The following is a 14,976-nucleotide window of genomic DNA, read 5'->3' as shown; positions in this document are numbered from 1 at the left end:
TTTCCTCCCCTTTTTAAATCATCCACTTATATGACAAGCCTGACTGGTAGACAGGCGAATCACCAAAAGTTACCCTTTGACCGCGCCAGCCGTAATGCCGCGCACCAGTTGTTTGACTCCGAAAGCCAGCAATATAAAGGATGGTAGCAGTACCAGTGTGACTCCGGCCAATATCAGGTTCCACGACATAACCTCGGCATGCTGCAGCATCGCCACCCCGATCTGAACTGTTCGCATGGATGCTTTGTTCGTGATCAGGAGCGGCCACAAGTAATGATTCCAGTGGGTTAAGAACACATATACCGCCAGAGTGGCAATGGCCGAACGTGACAGCGGAATCACCATGGAAAAATAATTACGCAGGTGACCACAGCCATCAATCTTTGCTGCATCAAACAGCTCCCCCGGAAGCTGGAGGAAAAACTGCCGCAGCAGAAACACCCCGAATGCGCCTGCCATAAACGGCACAATGAGGCCTTGATAACTGTCCATCCAGCCCCAATCCTTGATCGTCAAGTAATTCGGAATGATTGTAACTTCCCACGGAATCATCATCGTGGAGAGAAAGAGCGCGAACAGCAAGGCTTTCCCTTTAAACTTCAGAAACGAGAAAGCATACGCTGCAAGACTTGATGTGATCACCTGACAAATCATGATCGCCGTGGATACGATAAAGCTGTTCAGAATAAAACGCACGATCGGAAATCCGGATACAGCCTCTGCAAAGTTCCCCAGGTATAAGCTTGATGGAAAAAGCGGCGGTGGGAAGTTAGAAACTTCCTGCTCGGTCATAAACGAAGAAAACACGGCAAATAGGAGAGGATATAACACTACAAGCGCCAAAACGAGCAGCAGCAAATATGTGAAAAGGGACGTTGTTCTTTTGGCTATCATTGATAGTGCACCTTCTTTTCAAGAACTTTAAACTGCAGCAATGTAAGCGCCAGAATAATGACAAACAGAATCAATGCCTGCGCGCTGCCAATGCCGAAACGGAAATTGACGAAGGCATCCTGGTAAATGGAGTACACGATCACGTTGGTCGAATTGATCGGCCCCCCCTTGGTGAGAATATGGATTTGGCCAAATGCCTGAAAAGCGCCGATGACCGATACGATAAGCGCAAAAAAGATCGTTGGCGACAGCAGCGGAAGGACGATTTGAATGAACGTACGAATCGGGCCGGAACCGTCCATTTTGGCACTTTCATAAATTTCCTCAGGTACCCCCTGAAGACCACTGGAGAGAACGATGTATAGAAAGCCCATGTTCATCCATATCGTCATCAGCGAGATCGAAATGAGCGCCCAGGATGGATCGGTCAGCCAAGGAATCGGACTGATGTTCACCAGACTCAAGAAGTAATTCAGCATGCCTGCTGTCGGATGAAACAGGAGAAACCAGATGATAGATCCTGTACCGACGGATATGACAATCGGCAGAGAAAATACAAACTGGAACACCTTCATACCGCGGAGCTTATTGTGTGTAACTGCAGCCAGAAACAGCGACCACACGAGTGAAGTAGGCACGGTGTACAAAATAAACAGTAAAGTAACACCCAACCCCGAATAAAACGCTTCGGACCCAAGCAGCTTCGCAAAATTCTCAAACCATACAAATTCGGCGACCTGCCCCCGCGGATCAGTTATTGTCATACTGAGATACACCGATTTCAGCATCGGGTAGAACAAAAACATAATAAACAGAATGACTGAAGGGGCTAAAAACGCATAGGCTAACGCTTGCTCCCCCCGTTCTCTTTTTTTGACAATCCTACTTTTAGAGTTTTTACCAAATAAAACGCTTTCATTATTAGTCAAATCGATTTACCCCTTTCTTTAAAATCTCTGTCTGTATCCACCCGCGGCATGAGAACCATAAAAAAAGAGAACAAAAAAACACATAAGCCACATGTCAAAAGACACGCAATTTATGTGATTCTCCTGTTCTCCATCACATGTTCATCTTGATCCTATCTTACAATCGCCATCCGAATATTGTCAACAAATATTCATATTTATAATTCGACAATACTTGACAAGCTGGAAATATTTTCGTTGTCGGATTGAGCGATAGACGCCACAAACTTATTCACCGTAATATGTTACAAATTCTCCGTTCGGTTTGCGATAGCCGCGAGGCCGTTGCTTGCTCGTGTCTTCTTTCCCGAGTGTAATAAGCATGACCGGTTCGTATCTTTCAGGGATTTGAAGTGTTTGCCGGATCGCTTCAGGGTCAAAACCGATCATCGGACAAGTATCCCATCCCCGCTCCTTAGCAATCAGCATAAACTGCATAGCAGACAGACTTGCGTTACGGATCGCTTCATCCCGCTTGAAATTTTCTCCTCTGGATTCATACAACTCATGTACTTCTCGAACGTTCTTATCAAATTCAAACTTATCTATAATGCCGAGGTTCAGCATACCTTCATTCATCGGTCCGATGTCATGATAAGCTTCCAGATCGCCCAGAACCACAATAGCCGCTGAGCTGGTGAGAACTTTATACTGCCGGTATGACGCCTCATATACCTGCTCTTTTAATGCCGGATCTGTCACGACCGCATAATGGGCATGTTGCAAATTAAATGCGGAAGGCGCGTACTTGACTAGATTGAACATCTCCTCAAGCTCCTGCCGGCTGATCTTCACATCCGGAATGAATTTCATTGCAGATCTCCTGGATTTTAAAAGCTCGGTGAATGAGTTCGCTATTCCGTTCATATATAAACTCTCCTTATGTAATCTGTTATTTTTATTCTATGTTATCACAGTTACTGTGAAAAAGTAAGTTGTTTATTGCTTATAACTGTGTAAATATGAGCTTAACTCTGACATTATTGTGACAACAAAAAAACCCTTGCAGCGCAAGGGCTTTAGTATCATGCTACATTCGTTCCCATATGGCAGAGAAAACTTCAGGTTCCAACTGAAAAAAGACTGGAGCAGCAGCGTATTTTACATAATTTCCGCTTTTAAACAATCTTAGCTGTACTTCTGTCCCATCTTGCAACATAAAGTACAGAAATTTCTGATCCTCCGCTTTAGACTCATAAATTCCGGCCTTATATAACTGATCTTCGGCAACAGGCTTTGCCTCATATAACTTCTTCACAAAATCCTGCAGCGTCGATTCCATTTCAAGCTCCTGAAAGCTGTCCTTCCCCATATCCCAGCTGCCAAAATCCTGCCATTTCACCGATTTAATGCTGCCCTTCAGGTTTAGCTTACCGAATAAATCCCCGCCCGTGGCAATCGTAATCCCGTTCAGACGCTCATACAATTCGGCGTAGATCTGTCCTTCGTCCTCTTGATATGACATGATTCTAAAATCTTCATCGTATTCTTTTACCGAGTATACGTCCATTTCTCCTATGGTTGATGCAAGCTCCGTATAATCAGAAGGTTGGCTCCATTCATCGATTCCAGCCTTGGACCGTCCGAGTTTATCTCCCCGCAGCTGCTTGGCGGTTTCAGGCGTAATGCGCGTTCCCGTCTGGGTATAGATATTCCCTTTGTACACAATTAAGCCGATCATGTCCGCCATTGCATTGGATTGTTTCGGCAGCTCTATCTTGGGAATCTTCACTGCCTCCGGATCTTCTTTTTGATTGAGAGCCGGACTATCCACAGATGGCCGGATCGTATAGGTAGCAGGTGTCTTTTCGTTGCTCCAAGCTAAGGAAATAACAAGTCCCAGACCGATCATGACTGCCACACTAGCGACAGCAACTCCCATTCGGCTCAACCTAATTGTGCGGGGGTTCTTGCGCTTTAACTTTTTTAGGATCCGCTGCTCGAGCCCTTCATCAGGCACAATCTGATTGATCAATGTCTTGTATTCATTCCGGTTCATGATTCGTCCTCTCCTTCCAAGTCCATTCTTAGCAGTTTCCTTCCGCGCTGGAGACGCATTTTCACGGCGGATTCACTTATTTGCAAAATCCCGGCGATCTGCCGTACAGAATAATCTTCATAATAAAACAGGTGTATGACTGTCTTGTACTTGAACGGCAGGCTCATCACATGATCCATCAGTGCTCGGTCAGAAGGCTGCTCAAAATAATCATTCAAATTTTCCATCTTGATGACCCGTTTGCGCCACAGACTGCCTTGCATGTTTTTACAATGGTTCGTGATCACCCGGATCAGCCAAGCTTTTTTATGCTCCTGGTCACTAAACTCTGGCGATTTATACATCAGCTTAATGAATGTTTCCTGGATAGCTTCCTCCACATCCTGTTTGTTGCCAAGGTGAATCATCGCTATTTTAAAAAGCATACTGCCATACAATTGATAGGTTTCTGTAAAATCTCCGCCCGGCCGGAGCGAATCACTCTGCATATGGGTTAGACCTCCTTTTACCCTTAACACAATTAAGGACGCGTAATGGTCACATTTAGTTAAAAAATCCCTCCAACAGACCAACAAAAAAACACGCCATAAATGACGTGATATTTGTGTGGTCTATTTTATTCAGTCGCTTCTTCCGACTGTTCAACTCCTAGCACATCCAACAGAAACATGAAGATGGGAATACCAATAATAAGCCCCCATATCCCTAAGTAATGCTGTGAAAAAATAAGAATAATAAACGTATAGAACATCGGAAGTTTCGTTTTGGACGCATATAATCTTGGATTAAGGAAATACGTCTCGAGGGCATGAACAACCAAAATCATAAGGATTGTCCATAACACCAGACTCAAACCGCCAATCTGGTATCCAATGATACCAATGGGAATAAATGAGATAATTACTCCCGCCACGGGAATGAGACTTAACAGGAACACCATAATCGTGAGGGCGAACAAATACGGAAAACCTAATATCCAGAGGCCGATGATCGTTAAAACCGTGTTGAACACGGCAATGAGCAGTTGAACTTCAATTACTTTACCGAAGGAAGAAGTGAACTTCCTACCATAATAGTAGAACTCTTTATAAGCCCAGCTAATTTTACTGTGACGGAATTTCTCCGTAAATTGTACAACTTTCTTTTTTTGGACCAGATAGAAAAAGCTTAACAACAGGACGAACAAAATGATTTCCAGCCATTTCCCCAACATCATAATGTAATTCACTACGTTACCCAAGTATTTTTGGAAATCCAGCTTTTCAAGTGCAGCAGCAGTCATCTCCACAAATTCATTCTGCTGGGAAGAATTCATGAAGCGAGTAATATTATTGAACATATCCACAACTTGAACCACGATCTTAGGTACAAAGTTCAAAATGCCAAACACCAATGAGATTACCAAAAGCAGATATAAGGCGATGTTTACCACTAGTGGTGAGACAGGGAACAGGCGGTTGAGCTTTCTCGTTACGAACCCCTCAAGACGCCCCATTACAAACGTAACTAGGAACAAGAGAAGCAGTAAATTAAGCATGTGCCGAAGGCTGTATAGCAGTATTACAACCAGCATAAGAAAAAGTATTCTTTTTACAATAGTTTGGGCGAAAAATGTTCGCAAAAATTCCATGGGCTTCCCTCGTTTTGTTTTATGTCTATTCTATGATTATAGTTTACTCGTCATTCGTTAGCCAGAAGTAAAAATAGTCTTACTCAACGTATTTTGATATATACCAGTTTGGTACATTATTCTGGAATCCATCATACCAATCCATAACCTCTTCTGCTCTTTTCAGCATAAATTCAACTTCTTCTTCCCCGAACGGAATCGCCCAGTGAATCGATGAAAGCTGGTTGCTTGCTATGTATAATGCCATCAATCTAAAAAATGCCTCTGGTACATCATCGTTAAAATATCCGTTAACACGTCCTGATGCGAAGTATCCACTCAAGCTTGCATCGAACGTAATACGATTGAATTCCTCCCACGGATCTCCATAATCAAGTCTGTTAAAATCAATGATTCCCAACTCACCGGTTGGTGCAACAATCATATTTCCAATGTGATAATCACCATGTTGAGAAGTTGAGATGCGGTCATCCAACAAATATCGATTTTGCTCAACATAGTTGATGATGATATCATCTCCCTCTAGATGAATGCCGCAAGCTCTATAGTTGGCTATATATTTATCGATCTTTTGATTGTAATACTCTACCCATGGTGTGTGATTGTTCTCGGCAGGAATTTGATGCATTTTTCTTAAAAACTCTCCTGACCTTACACCGAGCATATATTGATCTTTAGCGCTTAATAAAGGAAGAGCGTCAATAGCATCTTCTCCTTCGATCCAAGTGAGCAAGGAATACACGGACTGGCCGTCATTACATACCCCAAAATCAATGGGACGGGACATGAGAACATCAATATGTTGTAGCTGCTTCAACGATTCAAATTCCCATTTTTTCTTATCATATTGAGAAATGTCAGACGTTCGAAGCAGCATTTCCCCGCCGTCTGCGTCTTGGATATAATATTTCTTGTCTTTGGACCAACCTTTATGAATGGCTTCCGCTTTGTTCCAGGTATGCGCATCCGGTATTCCATTGAAAATTTGACTCATGTTGTGTACCTCCGATGTATCATTTCCTACTCGTTATAATCATCTAAAAACTGAAAATATGCAACTTAATCGTTACAGATAAGTTTGTCTACAATCATCAGTACAAAAACCACGTCTTAATCGACGTGGTTCCATTTCACCCCGGATGATTCACCCCTATCCTTTTGTCCCGCCCTGCAGCCCGAAGCCTTTGGACATAAACTGCTGTGACAGAATGTACATAATGATAGCTGGAATGGCATACAAGACCGAAAACGCCGCCAAACTGCCGTAATCCACCATACCGTATTGTCCAAAGAACTGGTACAGCTTTAATGATGCTGGAAATTTCTCGGGTGACTGCAGCAAGATGTACGGCACAAAGAAATTACCCCAGCTTCCGGAGAACGTAAAGATCGCGACCGTGCAAATGCCCGGAACCATTAGTGGAGCGACTACTTTTCGTATCCCGGTGAAGATAGAAGCCCCATCCACCCAGGCAGCTTCTTCTAAATCATTCGGCACCGAATCCATAAAGTTTTTCATCATCCATATTCCATAAGGCATAGACGAGGCGACATAAAACAATATAACGCCAAAAATGTTATCATACAGCTTCAATCCGAGAAACAATTGGTATACAGGTACCATTACAGCCGTGATTGGCAGAGAAGTCATAAATAGTATAGTTAGCATAAACGGCTTCTTATATTTCATTTGATAGCGTGATAATGGATAAGCCGCAAGCAGTGCCAACAATACCACGAGTACAGCTTGGCCAATGGACATGATTAGACCAATCAGAAAGGCACGCTGATTTTCACTACTAGTGATCACTTCAACATAGTTGTCCCCGGTTACCCGGGTCGGAAGCTTTAGGGACTGCATCGCATTGGAATCAATAGAGGCAACAAGAACCCACAGCAGCGGCAATACGAAACAGATTCCTATCAGAGTAAGTATCGTATACGGCATCACTCGATAGATCATTTTACGTTGTTTGGCATTCATATGAATTCTCCTCAGAGTTTTGTGAACATTTCACCTTCATTCTTTCATCGATCGAATATAGAGCAGGCTGAAAACAATACCAATAAGCAGCAGCAATAAGGATATCGCGGTTCCATAACCAAGCTGATAATTAACAAACGCCTGATTGTACATAAAGATAGGTAATGTGGTCGTCGAAGTACCTGGTCCGCCTCCGGTCATCGCATAGATCAGTCCGAATACACCCAGCGTCTGCAACGTAACCAGCATCATATTTGTTGTAATCGTGCCTTTGATATACGGTACAATAATTCTCGTGAAGATCTTCCACTTTGACGCGCCGTCCACAACGGCCGCTTCTTCGATCTCAGTTGGAACGTCGTCTAGCGCTGCCTGGAATACAAGCATGGAGAACGCTGTACCATGCCAAATATTCGCCAGGATGATGGTAAGCATCGGAACGGTAAACAACCAGGTAACCTCTGAAAATCCGAAGAAGGTAATAATGGCATTGAGTGTGCCCTCATCCGCGAAAAAGCTGTATAAACATAAAGCGCATACGATTTCCGGAGTTACCCAGCCGGCTAATACAATCGTTCCAATCACACGCCTGAACGTTTTGTTTCTATGCTTCATCAATAGAGCAATGAGAAATCCTAACACTTGTTGTCCAATGACAGCAGAACCAATCAAGAAGATGATCGTGTTCCATATGCTCACCCGGACTGTCGGATCTTCAACAATACGAATATAGTTATCAAGCCCGATGAATTTCAGATCTTTGGCCGCTTCTCCTGTTAAAGCAAGATTCGTGAAGGAATAGAAAAAGGTTAACAGGATCGGATAAATAAAAAACACTAACATAATAGCAATTGAAGGAAGTAAGAAATAGAGCCACGTATAAGTCTGTCTCTTCTTATTGAAATCATTAACTGCCAAACTGCTCATGTTCCGGTTCTCCTCCCACCCGCTGAAGGTCTGAAAAAACAGCTTGCCCAAACGCTCTCGTTCAAAAGGACTCGCTTGAGCAAGCTCTTTACAATTACTTTTCCATTACATGATCTCCGCCCACAATTCTGGTCACATCCTGGGCGTATTTATTCATCGCATCTGCTGGTGAGGTTCCCGTAGTCACAGACTCAACCATGGTTTGGATTTGAGTTGATACTTCCGGATATTTTTCCTGAGCAGGTCTAAATTCAGCATTTTTCAAATATTCCGTTGCAATTTCGTTAAAAGGCATTTTCGTGTATTCAGGATCCTTAGCCACGTCTGTACGGACCGTGATATTGCCTGAAGCGATAACAAGCTTTTGAGTGTTCTCTTTATTAAGTGCATACTTGATAAAATTCCAAGCCTCTTCTTTGTGCTTCGAATTGCTTGGAATCGATAACGCCCAGCCTCCGGCGAGTGTAATCGATCCCGGTGCCTGACCTTGACTTGTCGGCATCGGAGCGAAACCGAGCACATCTTTATATTCCGGCCACGGGGAAGCGCCCTCCGGGAAATAATTGCCCGTAATCCATGAACCGTCTAGCGATATCGCCAGCTTGCCTTTCGGCAAATACTCTCGTGTCGATGTATTTCCTGCTTGACCGTTCAGCACTTTAGACAGCGGTGGACCCAGCTTTTCTTTATTCACTGTCTCAATGAAGGTCAACGCATCCATGATCCCTTGGCTCTTAATGATCCATTTCCCGCTAGCATCGTCATAAAGTCTCTCTCCGGTTCCATACAGAAGCATTTCATAGGTCTGCATCGATGTCGCCTCTCCTGTTGCCTTGCCCATGTTCATCCAGATGGGAACAACATCAGGTGCTTTTTCTTTAATCGTTCTCGCTGCATTCAAGACATCATCCCATGATTTCGGCTGCCAATCTTCCGGAAGTCCTGCTTGTTTAAAAATATCCTTGTTGTACCATAATCCTCTGGAATCCGTGTTGTATGGCACCCCGTATACCTTTCCGTCACTTGCGGTTACGCCTTTTTTCATAGCTTCAATAAAGGAACCGTTGGTCCAATCTTCCCAACCCTTTAATTGCTCATCTAGCGGTTCCAGAAATCCTGCGCTTGCATCCGAGTTCAGAATGAACGTGTCCTCTGTTACAATATCCGGTGCTGTATCTTTGGATTTCAATGCTAAAGCGATCTTGGCAAAATAATCTCCTTCAGACGCCTGAATAGGTGCCGGTTTGATCTCCACATTTTTATCAGGGTAGCTTGCAGCTACTTCTTTTATCCATTTATATAACGTTCCATTCTCTCCAATTCCGTCATCTCTAAAGGTAATGGTGATAGTTGTCTTTGGAGTCTGTGTTCCCTCCCCTGTCCCTGGTTTACTGGAATCCGCTGGTTTATCCGTTTTGCTAGTACAACCAAACAACACAGAAACACATAAGACCGTCATTGCGATAAGAAATAGTAACCTCTTAGCTTTCTTCATTCTTCACCCTCCTTTTAGTTGCAACGATTCCGATTTGTATGCGTTTACACAACACATTACTAAAGCATATTTAAGTATTGATAAGGATATTCTGAACTTTTATCATACAAAAAATGGGGGGTTCTCAAAAGGCCCGTAGACTCAAGACAATCCCATGCATATGTTGTAAGACGCTGCGCGCATACACCACTTTAAACATCACAAATAAAAAAACCTCCATAGTAAAATGAAGGGTCGACTCAACTTTATTGCGAAAGGGGCGGTTAATAATCGGGGATTCCAATATTTATATACATTTGTCAGAACATTAATTATATTTGTATGTACTTCTGATATACTAACTGAGGAATGAGGTTGCACATATAAAGTTAAACGCATTTTAATAGTTAAAAGAAAGGGGAATACCAAATGGAAACTACCGAAATTATCGCGATTGCCGCACTCATCCTATCCCTCCTTCTACTGATTAAAGTTTTTAGCCTTCAGAGCAAACTGAATGACATACAATCAGACCTGGAGTGGATGAAGAATCGTCCGGAAAACCCACAAACATACAAATCAGTAACTCCAGTAGTCTCTGAACCGAATACCTATGGCATAGACGCAGATCTGGAAGAACGGCTCCGCGTATTACTTACATCAGATCAGAAGATTAAGGCCATCAAGATGCTGAGGGAAGCGAGAGGGATATCACTTTTAGAAGCAAAGAACTACGTAGATAACATGGAGCGTAACCAATAACCTCAATCTTTCATTAGATCTAAACACAAAAACTGTCCAACACTCAATGAATGTGTGCCGGACAGTTTTTTTCGTTCACGAAAATCTCTAGTCTCTCACTGCATTGCTTAACATTGAATATATTCTTAACAGAATACCCATTCACCGTCTTTCAGAACAGCATTAAATATACTAACCATCTTGAAGGCGGTGAACAGATGAGAACCTATAATCATATGAAATATCAGCAACCTTGTCAGATAGAAAAATCAAGCAAGGTACGGCGCAGCATAAGCTGGGTGTCCAGCAATTGGAGCGGATATGCTTTTTCCGGCAAAAAAGGGGCATATCATCGGATTTCAGCAGAGTGGACTGTCCCCTTCGTTCGGCCTACTCCCTACGCTTCTTATTCCTCCGCCTGGATCGGGATTGATGGTTTTCAGAATAGAAACCTGATTCAGACCGGAACCGGTCATGATTTCGTGAATGGGAAAAGCGAATATTATGCTTGGTGGGAAATACTCCCCGCTACAGCAACGTTTATAGCTAAGCCTGTTCATCCCGGAGACCGCATGAAGGCTATCATTCTCAAGCGCACCAGCAACAAATGGTTGATTTCCCTTCAAAATTTGACCCAGAACTGGACTTTCCTTACACTTCAGCGCTACACAGGCCCGCAGGCCTCTGCAGAATGGATCGTGGAAGCTCCCCAGGTTGGAGGATATAATACACGATTAGCCCGTTTAACCGCCGTGACATTTACTCGCTGCCGTGTTAACGGCAAAATCCCAAGGCTAAACCATGCTGAGAGAGTTGTAATGGTTCAGGACGACCGAATCATCTCCATTCCCACCCGTCCCAACCAGACAGGCAACGCTTTTGTCGTAAGACGTTCATAAGAAGTAGAAAAAAGGAATCCAAATGAACAAATTTGGATTCCTTTTGTTTCTTATCGATTATGTAATTTATCTAGTTCTGAGTTTCGAATGATTTTTTATGGTTTGGCAATATTAAATGATATGCTATCAGTCATCTATATCAATTATTTCGGTGGTTTTACAACACTTTCATTATATAATAACAAGACAATTATTTATATAAAAAATTGAGGTGTCTACAAACGTGATGTTTCTTGGAATTGTTACTCTTATTTTACTAATTACTTTTCTAGGCTTTTATTTAACAGATCCTAGAAGAATAATAAACGGTTTTTTATTCAACATGTTTTTTTGTTCATTTCTTATTTTTTTCTGTTATTTGGCATTTAGCTCCGACATTGCGATTTTCAGGCTAATCGCCATTGCACCATTTTTCATTTTTCTCTTTATATCAACGTTTGGTCTATTTGCTTTAATCATTGGATTATTTCTTAATGCGAAAATTCTTATAAAAAAAGAAGGACGACGATTTTCTAACTGTTTAACTTTTATTTTGGGGACATGTCTTTTATTATTAATCCTATTCTTAATTATTGATCCCGCTCGTTTTTTATCCCCGAACTTCAAATATATGTTTTCAGGGGCATCTTTAATTGTGGTTTATTTCTTTTTTCATTTAACAAATTTCTTAACTGCTTATTTTCTGTATCAATTTAACAGACCAAAAAATAATCAGGATTTCATCATCGTTCTTGGGAGTGGTTTAATTAACGATAAAGTACCGCCACTTTTAGCGAGCAGAATTAATAAGGCTATCGATTTTTATAGGAAACAAGCGACTGTGGCTTCCCCGCCTACAATTATTTTCTCTGGTGGACAAGGACCTAATGAAAACCTTCCTGAAGCCCAAGCTATGCAAATATATGCTATAGAAAAAGGGATTCCTCCTGAGCACACGCTGAAAGAAGATCGCTCTGTAAATACATATCAGAATATGCTTTTCTCAAAACAAATTATGGATTCATTAAAGGGTAGCGAATACAACAGCATCTTCACAACAAACAATTTCCATCTATTCCGTGCTAGCCTATATGCAAAACAAGCTGGGTTAAGTAGCCAAGGAATTGGTTCAAAAACCGCTTTCTATTACTGGCCAAATGCAATGATTCGGGAATATATTGCTATTATTGTGATGAATCGTAAACGGCATAGCATTGTGGTAGGAACGATTTTGGGATTTTCTATACTCCTAACAACTATTAATTTTTTTGTTTAAATAAACAAGAAAAAGGGAATCCAAAAGAACAACTTTGGATTCCCTTTTTTTATCATCACATAATTATCAAAAACACCTTGCCGTTCACGAAAGAAACCGTATCAAAGTTGCTGTATTCCCATATCTCAATCGTATTTCCGTTAATAGCAGTAACGCTCTTGCTACCCGGATTCCCGATTGACATTCGAACTTGATCCTTCGTCATGCCGAGAGAAACTTGTTCAGCTTTTATCAGTTTCCAGGTGGATGCGGACCATTTATATTTCTTGTACGGATCAAACTTGTAAAAATATGTCTCATCCGCAAGCAGCTGTGAAACGTTGGAAGATGACATAGAATAACTCTTCAAAGTTTTACCTTTTGCAGATCTGAAAAGAATCGTGAAAGATCCTGTGTCATCCGGTACAATATCGGTTACTGTAACTTTCGAGAAACGTTCCCATCCTTGGAAATAGTTAATCCAATAGGTTTTTCCAATAAATCTGGATAGACTGCCTTGGGCCGCTTTCTTGATTAACGATGCCGTTTCGGAGGACACAACAGTCATACTTGCTTCTCCAAAAGAGATTTCAGCCTGCTTAAACTTGCTATCCCATTTGGTACTAGCCCCTAGAGCGTCTGACAACAGCGAGACAGGGATTAAGGTCCCTTGTTTATCATTTATAGGAGCCGCTTTTAATTGGATTGCTTGTCCGTTCAGCTTGGCTTGGGTATCGCCCGCCTTAAACGACAGACTTGTATCGCCGAGCTTCACATCCAATCCCCCTCCTGATGAAGAAACGATGCCGCCTAATGCTTGAAATACCGATTTAGCAGGCACAAACACGATGCCGTCAGCCTGCTTGGAATATTTCAGGTTATTACGCAGACTGGCGGATACGGTCACGGTTTTCGATATGTCATTTGAAGTTATCGTGACTTTCGTCTCGCCTACACCGAGAACTTTGAGCGTGTCGTTCGACTGTAATTGAAGCAAATGCGGCTTTTCAACCTCAATGTTTGCCTTACTAGCAGGAACTTTGATTTTCGCTCCATTTGTGTATGTTTCCTGTATGCTGACATTTAGTTTATCACCCACAAACGGCTTCAGATCAGAAAACGATACATCCAATTTTTTTACGCTTGGCACGTCGACGAGCTTCACATCCCCCTTGTCGAACATCACCCAACTACCGTTGCTGCGTTTCGCATAAAATTGCTCGGAATTGTCCAGTGCAGCTGTCTGTTCGATATCACTTAGACCAGGCACCTGATTAGCTAACTTCCAACGATCCTTGTAATTCCCTGTAGTCCAAACCGTACCGTCCTTACGTGTGACCAACAATTGATCTGTAGGGTCTCCTGAGGTATAAACGATATGAACGGCATCTTCTGCAATCGTAACCGGGATGATTTTACCGTTATCATCAAAGTTGTGGACTTCATACACAACAACTTTACCGCTGTTGTACAACAAGGCGACACGACTATCATGTACCGTCAGAGCTGTAACGAAGGCCGCATCCGATATCGTACCCAGCTTCTTGTAAGATCCCGGTTTATAGGAGTCTTCCAACAGCACATCACCATTTTGGGTCAAAGCCGCAAATTCCCGATCTCCGTAACTGATTAACGAGATGCTGTTGAGTTCTTTTATTTTTCCTGTACTGTGCCAAACAGTTCCATCCGTCTTAAGCCATGTATTACCCGCCACCTGCTTGACTCCTGTCTGGTCCTTCACAACATGTGGAGCCATTCCTATGTCCCACTGAATCAGCTTGCCATCGCGGGTCACTCCCATGCCCTCGTACTCCGTACCGTGAATCGATGCGATATTCCCCGGAGTAAGAATGACCTGGTTACCATTAATTAATGACCACATGCTGCCGTCTTCCATCAATAATGTTTTCTTGCCTATGATGTCTTTAATCTGGGGCGAAGCATCCGCAGCGGAAGCTTGCCCGGCTGTCCAAGTGACTGAACCCAAACCAAGCAGCAAACCGATTAAGACGATATGATATAACGTCTTCCTCAACAATATGACCCCTCTCTAGTTTTGGAATATTTTTCAACATAGTTGATTATTCGACAAAATAAGAGGTTTTCCTCTCTAGAACCTAACACGCTTCTGATCTTCAAAATACGTGTAGATATAGATGTGAAACGGGGCTGTCCCAAAAGATTATAAGATCTTAGAACGCCCCTCTTATTCGTTGTAAGGCGCTA

General features: G+C 42.5%; 14 protein-coding genes. 3 read left to right on the top strand and 11 right to left on the bottom strand.

Features of this window, described 5'->3' with window-relative positions; translation table 11 throughout:
• Positions 1 to 69: 69 nt before the first annotated feature.
• The 10 genes from B9N86_RS07115 to B9N86_RS07070 form a co-directional block, all read right to left on the bottom strand.
• Positions 70 to 894, bottom strand: coding sequence for a carbohydrate ABC transporter permease (locus tag B9N86_RS07115; protein ID WP_208918391.1), 825 nt, complete (start codon positions 892 to 894; stop codon positions 70 to 72).
• The gene (locus tag B9N86_RS07110) at positions 891 to 1,823 is read right to left on the bottom strand and encodes a carbohydrate ABC transporter permease (RefSeq protein WP_208918390.1); all 933 of its coding nucleotides are present in this window, start codon (positions 1,821 to 1,823) and stop codon (positions 891 to 893) included. Before B9N86_RS07110 ends, B9N86_RS07115 begins: the two co-directional genes overlap by 4 nt.
• Before the next feature lie 267 nt (positions 1,824 to 2,090).
• A complete protein-coding gene (locus B9N86_RS07105) occupies positions 2,091 to 2,729 on the bottom strand; it encodes a nitroreductase family protein (RefSeq protein ID WP_208918389.1) in 639 nt (212 codons plus the stop codon).
• Between the two features lie 163 nt (positions 2,730 to 2,892).
• Positions 2,893 to 3,861, bottom strand: a complete 969-nt coding sequence (locus B9N86_RS07100) for a hypothetical protein (RefSeq protein WP_208918388.1) — start codon at positions 3,859 to 3,861, stop codon at positions 2,893 to 2,895.
• Entirely contained in the window at positions 3,858 to 4,349 is a 492-nt protein-coding gene (locus tag B9N86_RS07095) for an RNA polymerase sigma factor (RefSeq protein ID WP_208918387.1), read from the bottom strand. The genes B9N86_RS07100 and B9N86_RS07095 overlap by 4 nt, the downstream gene beginning before the upstream one ends.
• A 128-nt stretch (positions 4,350 to 4,477) precedes the next feature.
• Positions 4,478 to 5,434, bottom strand: coding sequence for an AI-2E family transporter (locus tag B9N86_RS07090; protein ID WP_244562988.1), 957 nt, complete (start codon positions 5,432 to 5,434; stop codon positions 4,478 to 4,480).
• Positions 5,435 to 5,570: 136 nt separating this feature from the next.
• Positions 5,571 to 6,485 (bottom strand): aminoglycoside phosphotransferase family protein, encoded by a 915-nt coding sequence (locus B9N86_RS07085; protein ID WP_208918385.1) that lies wholly within the window; start codon positions 6,483 to 6,485, stop codon positions 5,571 to 5,573.
• A gap of 156 nt (positions 6,486 to 6,641) precedes the next feature.
• On the bottom strand, positions 6,642 to 7,475 hold the full coding sequence (locus B9N86_RS07080) for a carbohydrate ABC transporter permease (protein WP_208918384.1): 834 nt from the start codon (positions 7,473 to 7,475) through the stop codon (positions 6,642 to 6,644).
• A gap of 36 nt (positions 7,476 to 7,511) precedes the next feature.
• Positions 7,512 to 8,402, bottom strand: coding sequence for a carbohydrate ABC transporter permease (locus B9N86_RS07075; protein ID WP_208918383.1), 891 nt, complete (start codon positions 8,400 to 8,402; stop codon positions 7,512 to 7,514).
• A gap of 94 nt (positions 8,403 to 8,496) precedes the next feature.
• On the bottom strand, positions 8,497 to 9,897 hold the full coding sequence (locus tag B9N86_RS07070) for an ABC transporter substrate-binding protein (protein WP_208918382.1): 1,401 nt from the start codon (positions 9,895 to 9,897) through the stop codon (positions 8,497 to 8,499).
• 408 nt (positions 9,898 to 10,305) lie between these two features.
• Here B9N86_RS07070 and B9N86_RS07065 point away from each other — a divergent pair, with 408 nt between their 5' ends.
• From B9N86_RS07065 to B9N86_RS07055, 3 genes are all read left to right on the top strand, one after another.
• Positions 10,306 to 10,638: a ribosomal protein L7/L12 gene (locus B9N86_RS07065; protein WP_208918381.1), complete on the top strand. Its 333-nt coding sequence runs from the start codon at positions 10,306 to 10,308 to the stop codon at positions 10,636 to 10,638.
• Positions 10,639 to 10,853: 215 nt separating this feature from the next.
• Positions 10,854 to 11,516 carry a G1 family glutamic endopeptidase gene (locus B9N86_RS07060; RefSeq protein WP_244562987.1) on the top strand — a complete coding sequence of 221 codons (663 nt, stop codon included), beginning with the start codon at positions 10,854 to 10,856 and terminating at the stop codon, positions 11,514 to 11,516.
• A 226-nt stretch (positions 11,517 to 11,742) separates the two neighbouring features.
• A complete protein-coding gene (locus tag B9N86_RS07055; RefSeq protein ID WP_208920143.1) occupies positions 11,743 to 12,771 on the top strand; it encodes a YdcF family protein in 1,029 nt (342 codons plus the stop codon).
• A gap of 55 nt (positions 12,772 to 12,826) precedes the next feature.
• Here B9N86_RS07055 and B9N86_RS07050 read toward each other — a convergent pair whose 3' ends face one another.
• Positions 12,827 to 14,785, bottom strand: coding sequence for a stalk domain-containing protein (locus B9N86_RS07050; RefSeq protein WP_208918379.1), 1,959 nt, complete (start codon positions 14,783 to 14,785; stop codon positions 12,827 to 12,829).
• Positions 14,786 to 14,976: the final 191 nt, after the last annotated feature.

It is taken from the genome of Paenibacillus uliginis N3/975 (assembly GCF_900177425.1).
Lineage (GTDB): Bacteria > Bacillota > Bacilli > Paenibacillales > Paenibacillaceae > Paenibacillus_AQ > Paenibacillus_AQ uliginis.
Note: the sequence above shows the minus strand (reverse complement) of the source record. Positions and strands in the feature narration are given on the sequence as shown.